At 53.3% G+C, this 22,584-nt stretch carries 19 protein-coding genes; 15 read left to right on the top strand and 4 right to left on the bottom strand.

Features of this window, described 5'->3' with window-relative positions:
• Positions 1–53: 53 nt before the first annotated feature.
• The 12 genes from mraY to ftsZ all read left to right on the top strand — a co-directional run bounded on the left by mraY (position 54) and on the right by ftsZ (position 13,126).
• Positions 54–1,139, top strand: a complete 1,086-nt coding sequence (mraY, locus tag BLS94_RS06565; RefSeq protein ID WP_072767796.1) for a phospho-N-acetylmuramoyl-pentapeptide-transferase — start codon at positions 54–56, stop codon at positions 1,137–1,139.
• 11 nt (positions 1,140–1,150) lie between these two features.
• Positions 1,151–2,581: a UDP-N-acetylmuramoyl-L-alanine--D-glutamate ligase gene (gene murD, locus BLS94_RS06560; RefSeq protein ID WP_176767813.1), complete on the top strand. Its 1,431-nt coding sequence runs from the start codon at positions 1,151–1,153 to the stop codon at positions 2,579–2,581.
• The gene (gene ftsW / locus BLS94_RS06555; RefSeq protein ID WP_090958750.1) at positions 2,581–3,744 is read left to right on the top strand and encodes a putative lipid II flippase FtsW; all 1,164 of its coding nucleotides are present in this window, start codon (positions 2,581–2,583) and stop codon (positions 3,742–3,744) included. Before murD ends, ftsW begins: the two co-directional genes overlap by 1 nt.
• 91 nt (positions 3,745–3,835) lie before the next feature.
• The gene (gene murG / locus BLS94_RS06550) at positions 3,836–4,915 is read left to right on the top strand and encodes an undecaprenyldiphospho-muramoylpentapeptide beta-N-acetylglucosaminyltransferase (protein ID WP_256325309.1); all 1,080 of its coding nucleotides are present in this window, start codon (positions 3,836–3,838) and stop codon (positions 4,913–4,915) included.
• A 38-nt stretch (positions 4,916–4,953) separates the two neighbouring features.
• Positions 4,954–6,408: a UDP-N-acetylmuramate--L-alanine ligase gene (gene murC / locus BLS94_RS06545; protein ID WP_090958744.1), complete on the top strand. Its 1,455-nt coding sequence runs from the start codon at positions 4,954–4,956 to the stop codon at positions 6,406–6,408.
• Positions 6,409–6,455: 47 nt separating this feature from the next.
• Entirely contained in the window at positions 6,456–7,496 is a 1,041-nt protein-coding gene (gene murB, locus BLS94_RS06540) for a UDP-N-acetylmuramate dehydrogenase (protein ID WP_072767800.1), read from the top strand.
• Positions 7,486–8,406, top strand: coding sequence for a D-alanine--D-alanine ligase (locus BLS94_RS06535; RefSeq protein ID WP_090958741.1), 921 nt, complete (start codon positions 7,486–7,488; stop codon positions 8,404–8,406). The genes murB and BLS94_RS06535 overlap by 11 nt, the downstream gene beginning before the upstream one ends.
• On the top strand, positions 8,396–9,091 hold the full coding sequence (locus BLS94_RS06530) for a cell division protein FtsQ/DivIB (protein WP_090958738.1): 696 nt from the start codon (positions 8,396–8,398) through the stop codon (positions 9,089–9,091). The genes BLS94_RS06535 and BLS94_RS06530 overlap by 11 nt, the downstream gene beginning before the upstream one ends.
• 75 nt (positions 9,092–9,166) lie before the next feature.
• Positions 9,167–10,360 (top strand): cell division protein FtsA, encoded by a 1,194-nt coding sequence (gene ftsA / locus BLS94_RS06525; protein ID WP_090958735.1) that lies wholly within the window; start codon positions 9,167–9,169, stop codon positions 10,358–10,360.
• A complete protein-coding gene (locus BLS94_RS14840; RefSeq protein WP_176767808.1) occupies positions 10,357–10,506 on the top strand; it encodes a cell division protein FtsQ/DivIB in 150 nt (49 codons plus the stop codon). The genes ftsA (BLS94_RS06525) and BLS94_RS14840 overlap by 4 nt, the downstream gene beginning before the upstream one ends.
• A gap of 75 nt (positions 10,507–10,581) precedes the next feature.
• Positions 10,582–11,820 carry a cell division protein FtsA gene (gene ftsA / locus BLS94_RS06520; protein WP_090958732.1) on the top strand — a complete coding sequence of 413 codons (1,239 nt, stop codon included), beginning with the start codon at positions 10,582–10,584 and terminating at the stop codon, positions 11,818–11,820.
• Between the two features lie 139 nt (positions 11,821–11,959).
• Positions 11,960–13,126 carry a cell division protein FtsZ gene (gene ftsZ, locus BLS94_RS06515; RefSeq protein WP_072767804.1) on the top strand — a complete coding sequence of 389 codons (1,167 nt, stop codon included), beginning with the start codon at positions 11,960–11,962 and terminating at the stop codon, positions 13,124–13,126.
• Positions 13,127–13,381: 255 nt separating this feature from the next.
• Here ftsZ and BLS94_RS06510 read toward each other — a convergent pair whose 3' ends face one another.
• Positions 13,382–13,864, bottom strand: coding sequence for a DciA family protein (locus tag BLS94_RS06510; protein WP_072767805.1), 483 nt, complete (start codon positions 13,862–13,864; stop codon positions 13,382–13,384).
• A 26-nt stretch (positions 13,865–13,890) separates the two neighbouring features.
• Between BLS94_RS06510 and BLS94_RS06505 the strand changes: the two genes are divergently transcribed.
• On the top strand, positions 13,891–14,808 hold the full coding sequence (locus BLS94_RS06505; RefSeq protein ID WP_090958728.1) for a M23 family metallopeptidase: 918 nt from the start codon (positions 13,891–13,893) through the stop codon (positions 14,806–14,808).
• Between the two features lie 88 nt (positions 14,809–14,896).
• Positions 14,897–17,650, top strand: a complete 2,754-nt coding sequence (gene secA, locus BLS94_RS06500) for a preprotein translocase subunit SecA (protein WP_090958725.1) — start codon at positions 14,897–14,899, stop codon at positions 17,648–17,650.
• 155 nt (positions 17,651–17,805) lie between these two features.
• On the opposite strand, the gene BLS94_RS06495 is transcribed toward secA, so the two are convergent.
• Positions 17,806–18,753: a class I SAM-dependent methyltransferase gene (locus BLS94_RS06495; RefSeq protein WP_090958723.1), complete on the bottom strand. Its 948-nt coding sequence runs from the start codon at positions 18,751–18,753 to the stop codon at positions 17,806–17,808.
• 497 nt (positions 18,754–19,250) lie between these two features.
• Between BLS94_RS06495 and BLS94_RS14835 the strand changes: the two genes are divergently transcribed.
• On the top strand, positions 19,251–19,415 hold the full coding sequence (locus BLS94_RS14835) for a hypothetical protein (protein WP_176767807.1): 165 nt from the start codon (positions 19,251–19,253) through the stop codon (positions 19,413–19,415).
• A gap of 22 nt (positions 19,416–19,437) precedes the next feature.
• On the opposite strand, the gene BLS94_RS06490 is transcribed toward BLS94_RS14835, so the two are convergent.
• A complete protein-coding gene (locus tag BLS94_RS06490; RefSeq protein ID WP_072767808.1) occupies positions 19,438–19,995 on the bottom strand; it encodes a cytochrome P460 family protein in 558 nt (185 codons plus the stop codon).
• A gap of 430 nt (positions 19,996–20,425) precedes the next feature.
• Entirely contained in the window at positions 20,426–22,573 is a 2,148-nt protein-coding gene (locus BLS94_RS06485; RefSeq protein ID WP_090958720.1) for a M3 family metallopeptidase, read from the bottom strand.
• Positions 22,574–22,584 lie beyond the last annotated feature (11 nt).

Genomic DNA, 22,584 nt, shown 5'->3' with positions numbered 1-22,584 from the left:
GGCCAATTGGTCTTTCCACGAGTCTCGAACAATATTCTGTTGTGGTGGGCGCGATGCTGCTAGAACTCGCTCAATGGCTGGCGAAGGACATCCGTGCATTCAACGTATTCCAGTACATCACATTGCGCACGGTTCTCGCGGCGCTTACCTCTCTTGCGATCTCATTCATCGTAGGCCCCGCCATGATACGTAAGCTGACTGCTTACAAAATCGGGCAATCGGTGCGCAGCGACGGGCCTCAGACCCATCTTGTCAAAGCGGGCACGCCCACGATGGGTGGCGCTCTGATATTGGTATCGATTGCCTTTTCAACGTTACTGTGGGCGGATCTGAGCAATCGTTACGTATGGGTGGTGCTCATCACCACGCTGGGTTTCGGCATCATCGGCTGGATAGATGATTATCGCAAGGTGGTATATCGCAATCCAAAAGGACTCTCCGCCAAAGCCAAGCTCTTCTGGCAATCGGCAATAGCGATTCTGGTGGCGTTGTATCTCGCGTTAACGGCCGAGTTGCCTGCACAGACAACCATGATCGTCCCATTCTTCAAGCAAGTGGCGATACCGCTTGGTGTTACCGGCTTTGTCGCGCTTGCCTATTTCGTCATAGTGGGTACCAGCAACGCGGTGAACCTGACCGACGGTCTTGACGGCCTCGCCATTATGCCTACCGTCATGATCAGCAGCGCCCTGGCGATTTTTGCCTATGTGGCGGGGCACGCGGTATTTGCGAAATATCTGGGTATTCCTCATATCCCCCATGCGGGCGAGCTGGCTGTCTTCTGTGGTGCGCTGGCGGGTGCCGGGCTCGCCTTTCTCTGGTTCAACGCCTACCCGGCAGAAGTATTCATGGGGGACGTCGGCGCGCTTGCCCTTGGCGCCGCACTCGGAATCGTGACCGTGATAGTACGCCAGGAGATCGTGCTGGTCATTATGGGCGGCGTATTTGTGGTGGAAACCTTGTCAGTCATGCTGCAGGTGGCCTCGTTCAAGCTGGTCGGGAAACGTATTTTTCGTATGGCGCCGCTGCATCATCACTACGAATTGAAGGGCTGGAAAGAAAATCAGGTAGTGGTTCGGTTCTGGATTATCACCATGATGCTGGTGTTGTTTGGCTTGTCCACGCTGAAGTTGAGATGACCCATAAATTGATGAATTTGAGAAATAAAACCGTACTGGTGCTTGGGATGGGCGAGACCGGACTCTCCATGGCCAAGTGGCTGTCTCGCACGGGAGCAATCGTTCGCGTGGCTGACAGCCGCACAGTTCCCCCTTGTACGGAAGATTTAAAACAGGCTCTGCCTCATGCCCTTATGTTTACCGGGGCATTTACAGCCGAGGCGTTTGCCGATATCGACCTGATCGCTATCAGCCCCGGCGTATCTCTGACTGAAAAGCTTGTGCAGCAGGCAATGAAGAACGGCGTGCCGGTGATGGGGGACATGGAACTTTTTGCGTTGGCAATCAGGTCGCTAAGTGCTTCAAGGCCAACAATAGTGGCTATTACCGGCTCCAACGGCAAGACAACGGTAACGGCCATGGTGGGGGCAATGGTGAAAAAAGCCGGGTGGGATGTCGAGGTGGCGGGAAACATCGGCCCCGCTGTGCTTGATGCACTGATGCGGCGGGTAGATTCAGGACGACTGCCTCGAGCCTGGATATTGGAGGTTTCCAGTTTTCAGTTGGAAACCATGCAAAATCTCGGCCCTGATGCGGCCACTGTGCTGAATTTAAGTGAAGACCATCTTGATCGTTACGATGGAATGCGGGAATACGCCGCGGCGAAGGCGAGAATATTTCGGGATGCTGCCGTTGACCAAGGCGACGATGCAGGGATGCAAATATTGAATCGTGACGATTCCATGGTGCGTGAAATGGCGCTGAGGGGCCGTAAGAATATAACTTTCGGCTTGGATTTACCCGTCGGCCACAGCGATTTCGGCCTGCTGCGTGAAGACGGCAATTCATGGCTGGTGCAGGGAGCCACGCGCTTGATGAAAACCAGTGATCTTGGCGTTCATGGTTTGCACAATGCGGCGAATGCGATGGCTGCGCTAGCGCTGTGCCGTGCCGTTGCGTTGCCGTTTGAGCCATTACTGCAGGCCTTGCGTGAATTTCGGGGCTTGCCGCATCGAATGGAGAACGTTGGAACCCATGGTGGTATCACTTTCTACGATGACTCGAAGGGTACCAATGTCGGCGCGACAGCCGCAGCGCTGACCGGCATGACGCAAAGCGTCGTTTTGATAGCCGGTGGCGTTGGCAAAGGACAGGATTTCACACTTTTGGCAAGGCCGATAACGGAACATGCGCGGGCTGTGGTGCTGATCGGACGGGATGCAGGCAAAATCGCGAGCGCCATAAATCATTGCGGCGTGCCGTTGCATCATGCATCGACAATGGAAGAGGCGGTACAAAAAAGTTTTTGGCTGGCGCAGGAAGGCGATGCGGTATTGATGTCGCCCGCATGTGCCAGCTTCGATATGTTCAAGAATTACGCGCATCGCGCCGAGGCGTTCATTGCGGCGGTGAGACGAGTGCAGGCCAGGACTCCAGTCATGAATAATCACGTCACTCGCTGATGATCTATCGGAGCCATATCGGGAACCAGGAAGCACTACCCCACTTTGATCAGTCCTTGATCTGGTCGGGCATATTATTGCTGGGCCTGGGGCTGGTAATGGTGTATTCCGCTTCCATCTCGATCGCCGAGGCAGGGCGGGGCACCGATGGCTACCCTGCCTATTTCCTTGTTCGGCATGGTGTTTATCTGGTGGTGGGTTTGCTGGCGGGTTTAATCGCATTTCAGGTGCCGATGCAGATGTGGCAGAAATATTCCTTCCACCTGTTTCTGCTCGGAGCAGTGCTGCTGCTGCTGGTGCTGATTCCCGGCATAGGCCACGAAGTCAATGGCAGCCGACGGTGGATATCGCTGGCGGTCGTGAATTTTCAACCGTCGGAGTTCATGAAGCTGTTCATGGTGTTTTATGTCGCCAACTATACCGTTCGCAAGGCGGTTTACCTCGGGAGTTTTCGTAAAGGTTTTCTGCCCATGCTGATCGTTACGCTCGTTATAGGTACGCTGCTGCTGCTCGAGCCTGATTTCGGCGCATTCGTCGTTATTACCGCCATCATGATGGCGATATTGTTCCTGGGAGGAATAAACCTGAAGCTGTTCACCGGGTTAATTGGTTTTTTGATAGTCGCCCTGTTGGCGCTCGTCTGGATCGAGCCTTATCGCATGCAGCGTTTCTTTGGATTCATGGACCCATGGGACGATCCCTATGGAAAAGGATATCAGTTGAGCCATGCCCTGATTGCGTTCGGGCGGGGTGAATGGCTGGGTGTCGGCCTGGGTGGCAGCGTCGAGAAGCTTTTTTATCTGCCTGAAGCGCATACCGATTTTTTGCTTGCGGTGATCGCGGAGGAACTTGGTTTTATCGGGGTCGTGACGGTAGTGGCGCTGTTTGCGTGGCTGATAATACGCGCCTTCATTATCGGCCGCCAGGCAGCGATGAGAGAGCGGCACTTTCCGGCCCTGGTGGCGCAAGGTATTGGCGTATGGCTGGGCGTGCAGGCATTCATCAACATGGGTGTGAACATGGGTGTGCTGCCGACCAAGGGATTAACGCTGCCGCTGATGAGTTTTGGCGGCAGCAGTGTTGTCGTCAGTTGCATTACGCTGGCGGTCCTGCTGCGGGTGGACTGGGAAAATCGGCAGTTGATGAAGGGTTATACAGTATGAAAGCGGACGAAAACCCGAATCGTAAACCTGAAGAATTGTTGCATGAGGCCAGCATGGGCTTATGGAGCGGTTCCTGATAACGGGAGCTGACTTGATCCATACCATTCTTATTATGGCCGGCGGAACGGGCGGACATGTATTTCCAGGGTTGGCGGTCGCGGAGCATATGAAGACCGCGGGATGGCGTGTGGTGTGGCTGGGAACCGAAGGTGGAATGGAAACCACGCTGGCGCCGCGGCAAGGGTATCACCTGGAAACTATTCGTTTTTCGGGCCTTCGCGGGAAGAGCGTCCGAACCTGGCTGACGTTACCGCTGCGCCTGTTGATCGCATTTTGGCAAAGCGCCAAAGTGATACTTCGGGTGCGCCCGGACGTAGTGCTGGGTATGGGCGGCTATCCGGCCTTTCCCGGCGGCATGATGGCCTCATTGCTGGATAAGCCACTGCTGATACACGAACAGAATTCCATTCCCGGCCTCGCTAACAGGATATTGGCGAAACTTGCTGACAGAGTGCTGCTGGGTTTTCCGGATGCGATCAAAAAAAGCAAAAAAGTAGCATTTTTCGGTAATCCTGTTCGTAAAGAAATTAGCCGGCTGGAAGCGCCGGAAAAAAGATACGCCATGCGCGACGGGCCAATGAAGTTACTGGTGGTTGGCGGCAGCCTGGGTGCGCAAGCGCTGAATAGTGTCGTGCCACAGGCGTTGAAGCGGATTCCCGAGAAGTTGCGCCCGCTGGTAACGCACCAGGCAGGTGCAAGGCATCTGGACGGGCTAAAAAAAAACTATGCCGAGGCGGAGGTGGAGGGTGAGTTGGTCACATTCATTGACGACATGTCGGTCCGCTACGCCGATAGCGACCTGGTGATCTGTCGTGCCGGGGCGCTTACTATCGCTGAATTGAGTGCGGCGGGTGTTGCAAGCATTCTGGTGCCATTTCCTTACGCGGTGGACGATCATCAGACATGCAATGCGAAATTTCTGAGTGACAGGAATGCGGCGGTATTGGTGCCGCAAGATGATTTGACGCCGCAAGGCCTGGCCGAATTATTGATGGGATTCAGCCGCGAAAAACTCATGGAAATGGCCATGAAAGCCCGTGAACTGGCAAACCCGGATGCGACCAGATTAGTGGCGGAAGCATGCATGGGAATGATAAAAGCACAAAAATGAAAGCGTCAGGAAATGAATAAAACTACTGTATTTCCATCATGAGGCATAAGGTCAAGCATGTCCATTTTGTGGGCATCGGCGGTTCGGGTATGAGCGGAATCGCTGAAGTGTTGCTTAATCTGGGGTATCAGGTGAGCGGCTCGGATTTGTCCGCCAGCGCAACCACTCGGCGCCTGAGAAAACTGGGTGCCGTCGTTCATGTCGGCCATGCGAGAAGTCATGTGGCATCCGCTGATGCGGTGGTGACTTCGACGGCAATAATGGCGGACAACCCGGAAGTTCTGGCAGCGCGAGAAAGTAATGTACCGGTGGTTCCTCGTGCCATCATGCTGGCGGAATTGCTGAGATTACGCCAGGGGATCGCGATTGCGGGCACCCATGGAAAGACCACTACCACCAGCCTGATTGCCAGCATTTTTGCCGAAGCGGGCATGGACCCGACATTCGTTATCGGCGGCAGGCTGGAAGCGGCAGGGTCCCACGCGAAGCTGGGCCGTGGTGAATTCATCGTGGTCGAGGCCGACGAATCCGATGCCTCCTTTCTTTATTTGCAGCCTGTGCTGGCGGTGGTGACCAATATAGATGTCGATCACATGGAGACTTACGGTCACGATTTCAACAAGCTCAAGCAGGCATTCGTGGAATTTATCGAACACCTGCCTTTTTACGGTATGGCGGTATTGTGCGTGGATGACGCAAGCGTGCGCGAAATCATGGCTGCCATTACCAAGCCCATTACAACTTACGGCTTATCGGATAACGCACAAGTTCGTGCTTCCGATATCCGCCATAGTGAAGGTCGGATGCATTTTACCGCGCTCGTAGGAACAAACGGCAAGACGCGCAAGCTCAAATGCATGCTTAACCTCCCAGGATTGCATAACGTGCAGAATGCGCTTGCAGCAATCGCGGTATGCAATGAAGTGGGTTTGCCGGACGCTGCCATAATCGGGGCATTGGCCGGCTTCAGGGGCGTAGACCGGCGTTTTCAACGTTATGGCGAAATCAAACTGACCGGCAACGGAAACGCGGGGGCCGGCAGCTTTACGCTTGTCGACGACTATGGTCATCATCCCGTCGAGATGGCAGCCACCATCGCGGCTGCGCGCGGCGCATTTCCTGGCCGCAGGCTGGTGCTGGCGTTTCAGCCGCACCGCTATACGCGCACGCGCGATCTGTTCGAGGATTTCGTTAAAGTGTTATCGACCGTCGATGTGCTGCTGTTGACAGAAGTCTATCCTGCGGGCGAAGCCGCGCTCATAGCGGCGGATAGCAAGTCGCTCGCGCGCGCGTTGAGGGTCCTAGGCAAGGTGGAACCGATTTTTATCGAGGCCGTGGACGAGCTGCCTTCCGCCATTCATAGCGTGGTGCAGGACAATGACGTGATACTCGTGATGGGAGCGGGATCGGTGGGCAGGGTGGCCCCTGACCTTGCAAGGAACCAATGGACGGCTGAGCAGGAGGCCGACCTGGCGGTGGAAGGAGAAGGATAAAAATCAGGCCACTTTTCGTCGCACATGAATATGCGCAGGTTTCACGAATGGATATGTCGGAAATTAATTTGAACCATGGCTCCAGTGCACTTCGGGGCGAGATGCGCGTGAATCAGCCAATGAAAAAATATACTTCATGGCGTACCGGGGGCGTGGCGGAGCGCGTGTATCTGCCGGCAGATCTGGCTGATCTCGCGCAGTTCTTGCGCGGCTTGCCGCAGGATGAGCCAGTGCATGTGATAGGGCTCGGCAGCAATCTTCTGGTGCGTGATGGAGGAGTGCGGGGAACCGTAGTGGTGTTGCATGGCCGGCTTAACGACCTGCGGCTGGAGCAGCGGGATAAAGGCGACCCACTGATATACGCCGGCGCGGGCGTAGCCTGCGCAAAAGTGGCGCGGTTTGCAGCCTTGCACAGTTTGGCCGGCGCAGAGTTTTTAGCCGGTATACCCGGTACTGTCGGCGGGGCGATGGCGATGAATGCTGGGTGCTACGGTGCCGAGACCTGGGAAATTGTATACAAGGTTCAAACACTGGGTCGTGCCGGGCGATTGCAAGCACGCCTGCCTGGAGACTACGAGATCAGTTATCGGCACGTTGCCATGAAGCCTGGGATTAATGATGGGGAACAGGGCGAGCACAAATCGGGGAGTTTCCCGGATGAGGAATGGTTCACAGGCGGCTGGTTCCAATTGTCGGCAGAGAAAGAGGCAGTATCGCGGCAAAAGATCAAGGAATTACTGACAAGACGAATCAATAGCCAGCCTTTGAATCTGCCCAATGCCGGATCAGTGTTTCGTAATCCACCGGGCGACTGGGCCGCGCGACTGATCGAGTCATGCGGACTGAAAGGTTTTCGTATTGGGGGCGCGATGGTTTCGTCGACGCACGCAAACTTCATCGTAAACACCGGCACTGCCGTAGCGGCGGATATCGAAGCGGTGATAGACCGGGTGCGTAACACGGTAAAAGAGCAGACTGGCGTCGAGCTGGTGCAAGAAGTACGAATTATCGGTGCTGTAAGCGAACGCAGCGGGATTCCCGATTTCGCGACTCATTATTCTGTCAAGGAAGATCAAAATGGTGAGTAACCATAATTTTGGGAAAGTTGCTGTTCTTCTGGGCGGCCGTTCCGCTGAACGCGAGATTTCGCTCCAGAGCGGCAAAGCCGTGCTGGAGGCATTACGGCGCCAAGGTGTTGACGCACATCCGTTTGATCCCTCCGAACAGCCAATGGAGGCGCTTCTGCACCAGGGGTTCAGCCGGGTCCATATTGCCCTGCATGGGCGCTACGGCGAAGACGGTACCGTCCAAGGCGCGCTGGAGCTGATGGGATTGCCTTATACCGGTAGCGGTGTCCTGGCGAGCGCGTTGGCGATGGATAAATGGCGCACCAAATTGCTTTGGCAAGCTGCTGGAATCAACACGCCCCGCTATGTCGTGCTTAATGAACAAACAGATTTTGATCTGGTTTCCAGAGAGCTCGGGCTGCCGCTGATTGTCAAGCCATCGCGAGAAGGGTCGACCCTCGGCTTGAGCAAGGTGATCAAGGCAACGGACTTGCCGGCAGCACTGCAGCTGGCGGCGGAGCACGATACTACTGTGCTGGCGGAGCAATTTATCGAAGGCATGGAGCTTACCATCGCTATCCTCGGAGAGATGACGTTACCCTTGGTCCGCATTCAGGCGGAAAGCGGCTTGTACGATTATGAGGCCAAGTATATGTCCGATACTACCCGGTATTTTTGCCCGAGCGGCTTATCCGCTGCTCAGGAGGAGGCGATTCAGGCACAGGCATTGCAAGCACACAAGATTCTGGGTTGTGAGGGATGGGGAAGGGTAGACGCCATTCTGGATGCATCGCACCAGCTATATTTTCTTGAAACCAACACATCGCCTGGGATGACCGCACACAGCCTTGTACCCATGGCAGCGAAAGCCGTCGGAATTTCATTTGACGATCTGGTCCTGCGGATACTGGAACTGGCCCATGTGGGATAACCATCAGGCGCTCACCTCGCTGGCGAATTGGCTGTTTGCGCTGGCTGCGCTGATAGTGAGTTACCTGATCACTCAATTGACGATCAATTCGCCCTTGTTTCCGTTGAAGGAGGTGAGCCTTGGCGGCAATGACGGCGGCCTGAAGCACGTGACGCGAGAACAGATCGATGGGGTAGTCCGCAACGCTGTCGCGGGAAATTTTTTTACAGTTGATCTGGAAGCGACCCGTAAAGCTTTCGTCAAGCTGCCTTGGGTACGGACCGCCAGTGTGCGCCGCATCTGGCCGCATGGCCTGGAGGTAACGCTAGAGGAACATATAGCCCTGGCGCGCTGGGGTAGCAGCGCACTGGTCAATTTTCAAGGGGAAATATTCAATGCTGCGTCCGATGAACCATTGCCTGAATTCGAAGGCCCGGAGGAAAGCTCAAACGAAATGGCCAGACAGTACACGGTGTTTAAAAAAATGCTGCAGCCGCTGCATCAGAACATCGCACGGATGAGCCTTTCCGACCGTCGGGCCTGGCGGGTTCACCTGGACAACGGGACCATACTGGAGCTCGGGCGCGAGCAGGTGGGCGTGCGGCTGAAGCGTTACGTACAGGTGCACGACCACAGCACGGTGCAATTAAATCAGCAATTGACTTACGTTGACCTGCGTTATCCGAGCGGTTTTGCTGTTCGCTAAGCAAGCGCTGCGACGTTGAAACAAAATAGATTTGATTTGATGGAAATGCCGGCAGATTTAGGGCTAGTAAGATAGATGAATAGAAGCAACGAAACAAAAAATCTGATCGTGGGGCTCGATATCGGCACATCGAAAATCGTGGCTATTGTCGCAGAGGTGAAACCCGAAGGCGGATATGAAGTTATCGGCATGGGCAGCCATCCCTCACGGGGTCTGAAGAAAGGGGTCGTAGTGAACATCGAGACCACGGTCAATGCGATTCAGCGTGCGCTGGAAGAAGCGGAATTGATGGCCGACTGCAGGATTCGGGAGGTTTATACCGGCATTGCCGGTAGTCACATCAAGAGTTTCAATTCGCACGGGATGGTGGCTATCAAGGACAAGGAAGTGTCGCGGCTCGACGTGGAACGTGTAATGGAAACCGCCAAGGCAGTGAATATCCTTAACGACCAGCAGGTTCTACATGTACTCAACCAGGAATTCATCATAGATGGGCAGGAGGACGTGCGCGAGCCCATCGGTATGAGTGGCATACGGCTGGAAGTCAGAGTGCACATCGTCACCGGTGCGGTATCCGCGGCACAGAATATCATGAAGTGCGTGCGGCGCTGCGGGTTGGAGGTGCGTGATCTGGTGTTGCAGCCCCTGGCCTCGGCCATGGCGGTCCTGTCGGAAGACGAAAAAGATTTGGGCGTCTGCCTGGTGGATATCGGCGGGGGTACAACCGACATCGCGGTATTCACACACGGCGCCATTCGCCATACCGCGGTGATTCCGATTGCCGGAGACCAGATCACGAATGATATCGCGATGGCACTCCGCACCCCTACGAAGGATGCCGAAGACATCAAGTGCCGCTACGGTTGCGCCTTGCGCGGTATGGCCGACCCGCACGAAATGGTGGAAGTGACAGGCGTAGGCGACCGTGGAGCACGCCAGCTTTCCAGGCAAACACTAGCGGAAGTCATCGAGCCTCGCGTGGAAGAGCTCTATTCGCTGGTACAGGCTGAGCTGCGCCGCAGTGGCTTCGAGGAACTGCTGTCATCCGGTATCGTCATTACCGGCGGCAGCAGCTCCCTTCAAGGTATGGTCGAGCTCGGCGAAGAGATATTCCATATGCCGGTACGGCTAGGCCTTCCGCACTATCGCGGCAGCCTGGAAGAAGTGGTGCTTACGCCGCGATGCTCTTCTACCGGCATTGGCTTGATACTGGCCGGCATGGAACAGCTCCAGCGACACCAGCACATACGGCCGCAGGGCAACTCGTGAATGGGACCGTACTGGCGCTCGGACGCGAGCAAATGGGGGTGCGGCTGGAGCGTTACGTGCAGGTGCACGACACCACCATTGCCCGGTTAGATCGGCAATTGACTTACGTTGACCTGCGTTATCCGAGCGGCTTTGCTGTCCGCTAAGCACGTGGTGCGATGCTGAAACAAAATGGATTTGATTTGATGGAAATGCTGGCAGATTTAGGGCTTTTAAGATAGATGAATAGAAGCAACGAAACAAAAAATCTGATTGTGGGGCTCGATATCGGCACATCGAAGATTGTGGCTATTGTCGCAGAGGTGAAACCCGAAGGCGGGTATGAAGTTATCGGTATGGGCAGTCATCCTTCACGGGGCCTGAAGAAAGGGGTCGTAGTGAACATCGAGACCACCGTCAACGCGATTCAGCGGGCATTGGAAGAAGCCGAGTTGATGGCCGACTGCAGGATTCGGGAAGTTTATACCGGCATTGCCGGTAGCCATATCAAAAGTTTCAATTCGCATGGGATGGTGGCCATCAAGGATAAGGAAGTGTCGCGACTGGATGTGGAACGTGTGATGGAAACCGCGAAGGCAGTGAATATCCTTAACGACCAGCAAGTTCTCCACGTACTCAATCAGGAGTTCATCATAGATGGCCAGGAGGATGTGCGCGAGCCCATCGGCATGAGCGGTATACGGCTGGAGGTCAGAGTGCATATCGTGACCGGGGCGGTATCCGCGGCACAGAATATCATGAAGTGTGTGCGGCGCTGCGGGCTGGAGGTGCGTGACCTGGTGCTGCAACCGCTGGCCTCGGCCATGGCCGTGCTATCGGAAGACGAAAAAGATCTGGGCGTCTGCCTGGTGGATATCGGCGGGGGTACAACCGACATCGCGGTATTCACACATGGCGCCATTCGCCATACCGCGGTGATTCCAATTGCCGGAGACCAGATCACGAATGATATTGCGATGGCGCTCCGCACCCCTACCAAGGATGCCGAAGACATCAAGTGCCGCTACGGTTGCGCCTTGCGCGGTATGGCTGACCCGCATGAAATGGTGGAAGTGGCGGGCGTGGGCGACCGTGGAACACGCCAGCTTTCCAGGCAAACACTGGCAGAAGTCATCGAGCCCCGTGTGGAAGAGCTTTATTCGCTGGTGCAGGCTGAACTGCGCCGCAGTGGCTTCGAGGAACTGCTGTCGTCCGGGATCGTCATTACCGGCGGCAGCAGCTCCCTTCAAGGTATGGTGGAGCTCGGCGAAGAGATATTCCATATGCCTGTACGGCTAGGCCTTCCGCACTATCACGGCAGCCTGGAAGAAGTGGTGCTTACGCCGCGGTGCTCTACCGGCATTGGCTTGATACTGGCCGGCATGGAACATCTCCAGCGACACCAGCACACCCGGTTGCAGGGCAACTCGTTCAAGCGAATTCTGGAAAGGATGAGAAGTTGGTTTCAAGTCAATTTTTGAGGGCCTCCTATCCGAAGACCCCAAAAATGGGGGAGGTCTCTTTTCGACAGCGAAGGGGCGGCTGGCAGCAGCGTTCAAAAGCGGAAAGACTTAAATAACAAATACTGTTCAGTTGATACAATTCCTAAAGGAGAGCGTAATGTTCGAAATCATGGATACAGAAACACAGGAAGCCGTCATCAAGGTCATTGGCGTGGGCGGTTGCGGCGGTAACGCCGTGGATCACATGATCCTGAACGGCGTGCAAGGCGTCGAATTCATTTGTGCCAACACCGATGCCCAGGCATTGAAGCGTAATCAGGCACGTACTCTGCTGCAAATGGGATCAGCGATCACAAAGGGACTGGGCGCTGGCGCAGATCCTGAAATCGGACGTAACGCAGCGTTGGAAGACCGCGACCGGATCGCCGAATTAATCGAAGGCGCGGACATGCTATTTATTACCGCGGGAATGGGCGGCGGTACCGGAACCGGCGCTGCGCCCGTGGTGGCGCAAGTGGCCAAGGAAATGGGAATCCTTACCGTAGCAGTGGTTACCAAGCCCTTTTCGTTCGAGGGCAGGCGGCTTAAAGCAGCTCAGGCAGGAATGGAAGCGTTGTCACAATATGTCGATTCGCTGATCGTAATTCCCAACGATAAGCTGATGCTGGTTTTAGGCGAAGACGTGAGCATGCTTGATGCGTTCAAGGCTGCCAACAACGTACTGTACGGCGCCGTGGCCGGCATCGCGGAAGTTATCAATTGCCCGGGCCTTGTCAACGTCGATTTTGCCGATGTAAAAACGGTGATGTCGGAAATGGGCATGGCAATGATGGGTTCGGCGTTTGCCTCAGGGGCGGACCGCGCGCGCGCAGCGGCGGAACAGGCTGTCGCCAGTCCCCTGCTGGAGGATGTGAACCTTTCCGGTGCGCGAGGAATATTGGTGAACATTACCGCTAGCTCAGCCATGAAGATGCGCGAGGTGCACGAGGTGATGAATACGATCAAAGACTTTACGGCGGAAGACGCCACCGTGATAGTCGGCACCGTCATCGATGAAAATATGGAAGAAAATCTCCGGGTGACCATGGTTGCCACAGGGCTGGGCGGTGTCGTTAACCGCATACAACCTAAACCGCTAAGCGTGATCCACACGCGCACCGGGACAGATAATGCCCTCTCGGCGGATGGTATCAACTGGAAGGATCTGGATGCCCCGGCCGCGTTACGTACGAATAGACGGCGCGATGCCACCATCGAGGCCATGAAACAATCGGGAGTGGACGTCCTTGATATTCCCGCGTTCTTGAGGAAGCAAGCGGATTAGCATTGCTTATGAATAAATAAAATATTTGTTCGCCCGGATAGGCCTCATGAGCTGAGGCTGGTTCGCGATCGCTGTGATCGCCAGCGGAGCTTGAGCCGATAGCACGGAAGACTCAGCGGCCTTCGCGTTCCGTGGCAAGTTTGTCATTACTCATCCGCAGAGCGCGAAATTTTCGCACAAGGCACGCTATCGCCTACGCATGCGTTATACGAATCCATCCAGGAATCCATCGATCTCCCCACCATTGCCGGGATTTTAGATAATATCCGAGCCGTAGCCGTTCTTCTCGCCTTCCATTCGCTGTTTTTCCAGCAGCGATTCGACTGCGGTTTTTAGAGGCGATGGTGGCAATCCTTCGGCCAATTCACTCAGCCTTTCCATGCCAGCCCGGCCTATCCGCATTTTTTTACCGGGTAAATCACCCTTACGAATATTACGGTAATCTGCTTGCACAGCAAGTCGAATTGCAGTAACCTCATAGCCCATCGCTTGAAATTTTAATAATAATGACGGCAACGTCTGTCTGAGTTTTGCCGCAATTGCACCGTTACCTGCACATATCGTCAGGTTTCCTTCAAAGAATCCGCCTAGCGTGCAGTGTCGAACCAGTTGGTGCGGAACGATTTTCGAGAATGCCTGTTGCATCGCGGTTAACTCGTCCATGTAGCTGAATAATCGCTGATGCTTGGGCGTCAGCCTTAGGGTTCCAAGGTAGAAATTTATCTTGTGGACGGTCATAGCTAAAGAGTAATTTAGGGAATGAGATGCATATTATTCTAATTTCCAATAATTTAAAAAAACCGAGAACCTTGACCCTGACCGGCGTGCATCTTGTACTTCTGGCAGGGGGAGGAGTTTTAGCTTCTGTATTGTTTGCGATGGGGTTGAATTATCTTTCTCTTCGGTATGCTGACAAGATCGACAGTCCTTCCCTGAGATCGCTCGTTTCGAGTGTACAGCAGGAGGAACATAAAAAAAACCAGTCGTACTTGCGCGATAGCCTCAATGCCATGGCAGTCAGAATGGGTCAGATGCAGGCACAGCTGCTGCGGCTGGATTCCGTGGGCGCTCGTCTGGCGGAATTATCGGGTATCAAGCCTCAGGAATTTCGGTTTAATCAGAATCCCGGTCAGGGAGGAACCGTATCGACGCTGCCATCCGAGGATATGTCATTTGCAGAGTTCAACAGTAAGATCCAGGAACTGTCGCTCGCATTGGATGACCGTAGCGACAAGCTTGGCGCACTGGATTCATTGTTGATGCAAGACAGGCTCAAGAAGAAAATGCTTCCGTCCGTGATGCCTGTGAACACAAAATGGTACTCCTCGGGTTTCGGGGTGCGTATAGATCCTTTTACGGGAAGACGCATTTTTCATGAAGGGGTTGATTTCTCGGCTGCAACAGGTACGCCCATCGTGGCTGCGGCGGGCGGCGTGGTAGTGTATTCCGATTTTCATCCCGAATATGGTAATATGGTCGATGTTGACCACGGCAATGATTTCGTCAGCCGTTATGCTCATGCTTCCAAGCGCTTGGTCAGGCTGGGCCAAGTCGTGGTGCGCGGGCAGAAGATCGCGGAAGTAGGCAGCACTGGTCGTTCTACCGGTCCTCATCTGCATTTTGAAGTCCGGCACAAGGGCTCGCCGCAAAACCCGTCACGATTCTTGAAGATGCCCGGTTGAGCCGGGTCAATACTCTGCGGGTGGGGGTGAGGCCAAAAACCTCACCCCTTATTTTTTGGATAGTCGCTAACAGAATTTTTGAGATTTCATGCTGAACAATCTGCTCAAGAAAGTTTTCGGGAGCCGTAACGATAGGCTGATCAAACAGTATTTCCAGACGGTGGCGACGATTAACGCACTGGAAACCAGGATTGCGGCGCTTACCGACGCCGAACTGCGTGCAAAAACCGAAGAATTCAGGCAGCGCATTGCCGACGGGACAACCCTTGACGCTTTACTGCCCGAGGTATTCGCCGTGGTACGTGAAACTGGCAAACGGGTGCTCGGGATGCGTCATTTCGACGTTCAATTGATCGGGGGCATGGTGCTGCATAGCGGCAAGATTGCCGAGATGCGAACAGGCGAGGGTAAAACGCTGATGGCGACCTTGCCCGCTTATCTCAATGCACTGGCTGGCAAGGGCGTTCACCTCGTTACCGTGAATGACTATCTTGCCAAACGGGATGCGGAGTGGATGGGGCATCTTTATCAATTCCTCGGTATCAGCGTAGGCGTAATCCTTTCACAGATGGATCACGGTGAAAAGCAGTCCGCTTATGCGGCAGACATAACCTACGGCACCAATAATGAATTCGGTTTCGATTACCTGCGCGATAACATGGTGAACCACCCTGTCGAGCGGGTGCAACGCGTACTTAATTATGCCATCGTTGACGAAGTCGATTCCATCTTGATCGATGAGGCGCGCACGCCGTTGATTATCTCCGGTCAGGCCGAAGGCAACACCGAAGTTTATGTGCGTATGAACGCGCTGATTCCGAAACTGGTTCGCCAGGAAACCGAAAAAAGTGCGGGTGACTTCAGCGTAGACGAAAAAGCCCAGCAGGTTCTGTTGAGCGAGGAAGGTTTCGAGCACGCGGAAAACTTGCTTGCCGATGCTGGGTTGCTGCCTCCTGGAACCAGTCTCTACGATCCGGCCAACATCAATCTCGTCCACCATTTATACGCTGGCCTGCGTGCACACGCGTTATTTCATCTTGACCAGCACTACGTGATACAGGATGGCGAGGTGGTCATCGTCGACGAGTTCACCGGGCGGCTCATGTCTGGCAGGCGCTGGTCGGAAGGATTGCATCAGGCGGTGGAAGCAAAGGAAGGTGTTTCGATCCAGAAGGAGAACCAGACACTTGCCTCGATCACTTTTCAAAACTATTTCCGCATGTATCAGAGGCTGGCCGGCATGACGGGCACGGCGGATACCGAGGCTTTCGAGTTTCAGCAAATCTACGGGCTGGAAACAGTCATCATTCCAACCCATCGCCCCATGATCCGCAATGACCGCATGGATCAGGTATTCCGCACCATGGGAGAAAAGAATCGCGCTATCATTGAAGATATCAGGGATTGTCATAAGAGGGGACAGCCCGTTCTCGTCGGAACGACCTCTATTGAAAACAATGAGGAGCTTTCCGGGTTATTGACCCGCGAGAAGTTGCCGCACCAGGTATTGAATGCCAAGCAGCACGCAAGAGAAGCTGAGATCGTCATCCAGGCCGGACGTCCCGAAATGATCACGATCGCCACGAATATGGCGGGTCGCGGAACCGATATCGTACTTGGCGGCAATCCTGAACCTGAACTTGAGCGGGTTCGTGCCGACGAAAGCATGAGCGAACCGGAAAAGATCGAGCGAGTCGGGCAATTGCAGCAGCAATGGCAACTTCTTCATGATGAGGTGCTGAAACAAGGCGGATTACATATTATCGGCACAGAGCGGCATGAATCTCGCCGCGTGGATAATCAGTTGCGGGGCCGTTCGGGCCGCCAGGGCGATCCGGGTTCCAGCCGTTTTTATCTCTCGCTGGAAGATCCACTTCTGCGTATCTTTGCATCTGATCGGGTAGCAAGCATCATGCAGCGGCTTAACATGCCGGAAGGTGAGGCCATTGAGCATCCCTGGGTCACTCGCGCGATTGAAAACGCCCAGCGCAAGGTGGAAGCCCGCAATTTCGACATACGAAAGCAGTTGCTGGAATACGACGATGTCGCCAACGATCAGCGCAAGGTAATCTATGAGCAACGTGGTGAACTTCTGGAGTCGCAAGATATCTCGGAAACGATTACGGCAATGCGCGACGACGTGTTGCGCAGTCTGGTCGCACTTTATATCCCGACGCAAAGTGTAGAGGAGGAATGGGACATTCCAGGGCTGGAGAAGGCCTTGGCGGCCGAGTATCAATTGGCATTGCCATTACAGGAGTGGCTGGAGAAGGAGCCCGACCTGCATGACGAAAACATGCATCAGCGGATCAGTGCAGCAGCGCAAGAATATTATTCAGGAAAGGTCGACCAGGTTGGCGCGAATGTCATGCATCAGTACGAGCGTGCCGTTATGCTGCAAAGTCTCGATATCCATTGGCGGGAGCATCTCTCGGCGCTGGATCACCTGCGTCAGGGTATCCATCTTCGAGGATACGCACAGAAAAACCCTAAACAGGAGTATAAGCGGGAGGCTTTTGAACTATTCACTTCCATGCTTGAGGGGATCAAGGCGGAAGTTACCAAGACGCTCATGACCGTGCAGATAAGAAGTGAGCAGCAGGTGGAAGCCGTGGCGGAAACACAACGCTCACCTATAAACGTACAGTATCACCACGCGGCTTTCGAAGAAGCGCTGGGTGAAGAGGGATCTTTCGAAGGCGGTGAGCCGAATCGCGACGCCGAGGATCATCCGGAGAAGCATCAGCCATTCGTGCGCCAAGGGGAGAAGATCGGGCGCAATGATCCATGCCCTTGCGGATCAGGGAAAAAGTATAAACAATGTCACGGCAAGCTCAGTTAATGGGCATTCGATACGCGGACGTGGCCCCAAATCAGTAGCCTCACGCGCATGGCGCGTTGCGCTTGGGCGCGTAGTAAGGGGTCACGGCACATCCAGACCCTCCGGTCGTAATCTACGAGCGGAGGGTTATTCCAAAAAATTAGCGCTTGTTATTTTTATCTACACTTTCTGAAAAAAATATAGTTCCCTTTTTTTAGAATATTTCTGTAAAACGGACGGAGCATACTCTTCAAAATTTTCTTCGCTCCACCCCAGTCGGTTAAATATTGATATTGTATTTTTTTGGGGATCAGTAATTCTTCTAATCCTGCTTGAATTGCCATCTTGGAGAATGACTGCTTTCTAAAAAGATTAATATGCTCGAGAGGAGCAACAGGCATAAGAGAATTTTTTGAGCCTATTTCTGATTTCCAGTCCATGACTTTTAATCTTTGCTCTATATCAGGTGCATAGGGGACGCTAATCTTCAGAATTCCATCTGTTTTTAGGCTGCTGCTTAAATGGCGTAATGTCTGTAAAGGTTCTGGTATGTGTTCAAATACCTGCTCAGTGTTAATGAAATCGAAGCGATATTGAGGAATCTCGCCCCAATTTATAATCCTGATCCCATTTAACTTCGCGTGTTGTATTCGTTCGGTAGATAATTCTGAACCAAATGAATTACATCCAAAAGCCTTCGCCATCAGCGCCCATTCGCCCCACCCCATACCAAAATCGAGAAAATTCAAGGATGTAGGATTTTTTCGGAAATACGCAATAATGTGCATAATTTCCTGGGCATGGCGTGAATAGTATTCAAGTCCGCGATTCTTCAAGTGGTGGCTAAATACTTTTTGGGGATTTATCCAATGTTCATACAGTCTTTCCATCAGAAAATCGTTTGGAATATCTCTTTGAAAAATCAAACCGCAGACATCGCATTCGGACAGAACGTAAGCAGCTCCTTCGAGATACTCAAATTCAACCATGCCTTGTGGCGAATAAAAATCTACCAAATAATCTGCTATTGGAGATCTGTCATATTGGCATTGGTATATCGTTCTGAAGCTACCTGAAGCGCATGCTGGGCATTCTTGCCGTTTTACAAACCAAATTTTGCTCATATTCTTCTTCCTGTAGAGCTTCTTGCGAAACTCGCCGCCTGAGGGAAATTAGCGGCGAATGGGATAGAGAAAGGGCGACCATTACTGGCAAGATGAAGTTTCCAAGGATTTCGTTGGCCTCGAATGGCTTGAAATGAATACTACGCAACGCACAGGACTAATGCAATGTTGGCGACTGGCTCAGCATGAGTTGATGCCCGAATGGAGATCCGGAGTCAGTAGTGTCGGGCAATTCAGCTCGGACGGTTAAATAACAAATTGATTGCCAACAGGAAACGCCGTATATAAGGGTGTCACCGTTTCAACATGAGTTTTTTGGAAAGCTGTAATTTTCCCTCTGCGATTTCCCATTATGCATTCAGGCAAATTGGTATTTGCGCAACTCATGGAATATTCGCCTCTTCACATGTTTCGCCGCTCGGTACAGCGCTATCCTTCCAAAGGTCCGACCAAGGCCGCTTCCGAGCGCTGAAAATGTTGTCTTGTAGAGATGCCCCATGAAGCATACGTGGACCGGATTATCGGGTTATAGTAATGCGGTGGAGCCGATGATTGGGGCACATGAAAGCAGATGGGCGCGCCGGGGTAATGCCATGAACGTCTGCAATGCCGCGGGCAAAAAAAATGAAGATAGCCATCGATTAATGATGGCCGTTTGTTAAAGATGAAGTTTTGCAGGCACGACTATTTTACGCGTTTCTGAAAATATTCGTCGTAGCGGAAAATGTAGTCTTTATCCGTGAGCGGTAGATGGCATGCGCGACAGGTTGCCGTATCGTCCGGCGCTTTCGTTTTGGCATCAGCCATGTACATGGAATATACCCAATCGCCGTTTCTGAGTTCCGGAGGCGTCACACTTTCACCCCAGCCCGCGCCCTTGCCCATCACGCCTATTTTTGACAGCTCACCCTTGACAAATTTACCATCCGCGCCCTTCAGAGGGGTACCGTCGGCAGCTTCCCTAACCTTGTAAATCTCCATCACGGAAATGGTCCCATTAGGAAATTCATCACCCATTTTGGCGCTATGTCCGACGGGGTTGATATAGATTTCGCGGACTTGTTTGACGTCGGCTCGCTGCACATCAGATAAAAACTTTGGCCAGCTCTTATAGTCCGCAGGCACGGGCAACTCGCTATCCGAGTATTTTTGAACCTGGGGCGATGGCGGCACCTGCGCACAACCTCCAAACACCATAGCCAGTACCGCAGCCGTAACGACCCCCCATGTAACATGTTTCATCTTTTTTTCTCCTATTGTCCAGCGACGTCAAGAATTCCCATAAGCTATTTTTACGGGCTGTCCCCGAGCCCGGTTGATCTAGCTGATTTACCTGGCTGAAGGGCTGCAAAATGGATATGTAGCATGCCCTCCTTCCCGGATTACAAGTCCTTATTGAAGACTTATTATAGGACAGAAGAGTATGAGTGACTTGCCCGAGTTCTATACTAGCGTTGGAGAGACGTTGTTGCAAGAATAATCGGCTGATCAAAATGAATCGCAAAACCGGCAGGAAACTCGGAACAACAGGAGCCATTTAGCGGATAACGATATCAGAAATGCTTGGCCACCCGTTGTAACTCCTTCAAGTTAGTCCCGCCGCACCCAAATTTCCTCCAGGCTCAAAGATTGCCGAATGTTTCTGCGCGGTCGAGCCTTTCCCGTATATTTTTCACGCAGGCGCCATTCCGTGGTGGCGCAACAAGGCATCTATTTTTGGCTTACGCCCGCGGAATGCGATAAATGATTCCAGCGCGGCCCGGCTTCCGCCCACTGCAAGAATTTCATTCCAGAAGCGGGCGCCGGTTTCGGGATTGACTACAACCCCGGAAGGACTTTCTTCAAAAAGACTATACGCATCGGCAGATAACACTTCCGCCCACTTGTAGCTGTAATAGCCGGCAGCGTAGCCTCCACCGAAAATATGTGAAAAGCTATTGGGAAACCGATTGAATTCAGGAGGGATAATTACCGCAACCTGCTTACGGATCTCGTCCAGTAATTGCTGCGCTGTTTTTTCTCCACCGGGGCGGAAATCAGCATGAAGGTGCATATCGAATAGCGCAAATTCTATCTGGCGAAGCATTTGCAAGCCGCTCTGGAAATTCTTCGCTGCCAGCATCTTCTCGAACAAATCGCGCGGAAGAGATTGATCGCTGCTCGCCGGCTCCTGCAGACTGCCGCTTCGCGGCAACGAGTCAACGCGCCTGGTCATGTCACGCAGGACTTCCCATTCCCAGCAGAAATTTTCCATGAACTGGCTGGGTAGTTCCACCGCATCCCATTCCACCCCATGAATGCCCGACACGCCCAAGTCTTCCACCTGCGTAAGCAGATGGTGCAGGCCATGCCCAAATTCATGAAATAGCGTAATCACCTCGTCGTGGGTGAACAAGGCGGGACGAGTTTGTCCATCGAGATGAACGGGTGCAGAGAAATTGCAGTTAAGGTATGCGACCGGTACCTGAATGCTTTCTTCCCCTTGCACTTCATTACCGCCGATACGGCGGCGGCTGATAGCGTCATCCATCCATCCTCCGCCTCGCTTGCCTGGGCGCGCGTAGAGGTCAAGATAAAAACGGCCGATCAGATTTCCCTGAACACCCATGATATTGAAAAGCTTTACATCGGCGTGCCAGAGCTGAATGTCGGCAGCCTTTAGCTGGGCAATGGTAATGCCATAAAGATGCTCGACCACTTTGAACATGCCCGGTAGCACGCTGGTTTCAGGAAAATACTGCTTCACCTCCTGCTCAGAGAATGCATAACGGTCGAGGCGCAGTTTTTCGCTTACATAAGCCAGATCCCATGCTTCGACATTTTGCAATCCCATTTTTTCAGCGGAAAATTGACGTAATTCCTTGAGGTCGCGCTCGGCGTAGGGCCTCGCCTTGGCTGCGAGTTCACTCAAGAAATCCAGTACCTGTTTTGGGGTTGAGGCCATTTTGGTCGCAAGCGAGACTTCGGCATAGCAATCAAATCCCAGCAGCTGCGCCTCTTCCTTGCGCAGTTCAAGCATTTTCGCAATAAGCGGCGTGTTATCCAGATTGGCAGCGTTTTCAGCTTGCGGAGCCGGTGATCTTATCTCGCTGGCGCGAGTAGAATAAGCACGATACATCGTTTCGCGCAGCGCCCGGTTGTCGGCATACTGCATGATGGGCATATATGATGGGGCGTGCAGCGTAAATTTCCAACCCGGGGCATTATCTTTTTCCGCGATTTCCCGCGCCGCTTGCACTGCATCGTCGGGAATGCCGGAAAGCTCATCCGCGCTTTGTACATGCAATACAAAACTATTAGTGGAATCCAGCAGGTTATCATTGAATCTGGAACCCAGCGCCGACAGCTCTTCCTGAATTTGGAGAAATCGCTTTTTCTTCTCAGGCGGTAGCTCTGCCCCACCCAAGCGGAAGTCCCGTAAGTCGTTTTCGATTATCTTCTTTCGAGCTTGATTCATGCTCTCGAACTCCCGGCTGTTGCGGAGTTGTTTGAATTTCTCAAAGAGGACGGGGTCTTGCGCCAACTCCGCATAATATTGCGTGACCAATGGCAGGTTGGCGTTGTAGGTCTCGCGCAACTCCGGCGTATTCGCCACCGCATTCAAGTGTGATACCTGCCCCCAAGCTCGAGACAGGCGCTCATTGGCGTCTGTTATGGGTTGCACGAAATTCTGCCAGGTCGGCACGGCATTGTCATCACGTATCCGGTCAATAGTGTTGCGGCCATCGGCCAGCAACTGTTTTACCGCCGGGGTGATATGTTCGATTCGAATATCCGCAAAGCGCGGCAGTCCGGAAAAATCAAGCAGAGGATTCATCATATTGTCGAGAA

The sequence above is a fragment of the Nitrosospira sp. Nsp18 genome (genome assembly GCF_900103145.1).
Taxonomy (GTDB): Bacteria; Pseudomonadota; Gammaproteobacteria; order Burkholderiales; family Nitrosomonadaceae; genus Nitrosospira.
This window is presented reverse-complemented; position numbering and strand designations above follow the sequence as displayed.

Excerpts from the sequence above, each read along its gene's own strand:
- mraY (WP_072767796.1), top strand. The coding sequence starts at position 54 with ATGCTGCTAGAACTCGCTCAATGGCTGGCGAAGGACATCCGTGCATTC.
- murD (WP_176767813.1), top strand. The coding sequence starts at position 1,151 with ATGAATTTGAGAAATAAAACCGTACTGGTGCTTGGGATGGGCGAGACC.
- ftsW (WP_090958750.1), top strand. The coding sequence starts at position 2,581 with ATGATCTATCGGAGCCATATCGGGAACCAGGAAGCACTACCCCACTTT.
- murC (WP_090958744.1), top strand. The coding sequence starts at position 4,954 with ATGAGGCATAAGGTCAAGCATGTCCATTTTGTGGGCATCGGCGGTTCG.
- murB (WP_072767800.1), top strand. The coding sequence starts at position 6,456 with ATGGATATGTCGGAAATTAATTTGAACCATGGCTCCAGTGCACTTCGG.
- BLS94_RS06535 (WP_090958741.1), top strand. The coding sequence starts at position 7,486 with ATGGTGAGTAACCATAATTTTGGGAAAGTTGCTGTTCTTCTGGGCGGC.
- BLS94_RS06530 (WP_090958738.1), top strand. The coding sequence starts at position 8,396 with ATGTGGGATAACCATCAGGCGCTCACCTCGCTGGCGAATTGGCTGTTT.
- ftsA (WP_090958735.1), top strand. The coding sequence starts at position 9,167 with ATGAATAGAAGCAACGAAACAAAAAATCTGATCGTGGGGCTCGATATC.
- ftsA (WP_090958732.1), top strand. The coding sequence starts at position 10,582 with ATGAATAGAAGCAACGAAACAAAAAATCTGATTGTGGGGCTCGATATC.
- ftsZ (WP_072767804.1), top strand. The coding sequence starts at position 11,960 with ATGTTCGAAATCATGGATACAGAAACACAGGAAGCCGTCATCAAGGTC.
- BLS94_RS06510 (WP_072767805.1), bottom strand. The coding sequence starts at position 13,864 with ATGACCGTCCACAAGATAAATTTCTACCTTGGAACCCTAAGGCTGACG.
- BLS94_RS06505 (WP_090958728.1), top strand. The coding sequence starts at position 13,891 with ATGCATATTATTCTAATTTCCAATAATTTAAAAAAACCGAGAACCTTG.
- secA (WP_090958725.1), top strand. The coding sequence starts at position 14,897 with ATGCTGAACAATCTGCTCAAGAAAGTTTTCGGGAGCCGTAACGATAGG.
- BLS94_RS06495 (WP_090958723.1), bottom strand. The coding sequence starts at position 18,753 with ATGAGCAAAATTTGGTTTGTAAAACGGCAAGAATGCCCAGCATGCGCT.
- BLS94_RS14835 (WP_176767807.1), top strand. The coding sequence starts at position 19,251 with ATGAAGCATACGTGGACCGGATTATCGGGTTATAGTAATGCGGTGGAG.
- BLS94_RS06490 (WP_072767808.1), bottom strand. The coding sequence starts at position 19,995 with ATGAAACATGTTACATGGGGGGTCGTTACGGCTGCGGTACTGGCTATG.
- BLS94_RS06485 (WP_090958720.1), bottom strand. The coding sequence starts at position 22,573 with ATGATGAATCCTCTGCTTGATTTTTCCGGACTGCCGCGCTTTGCGGAT.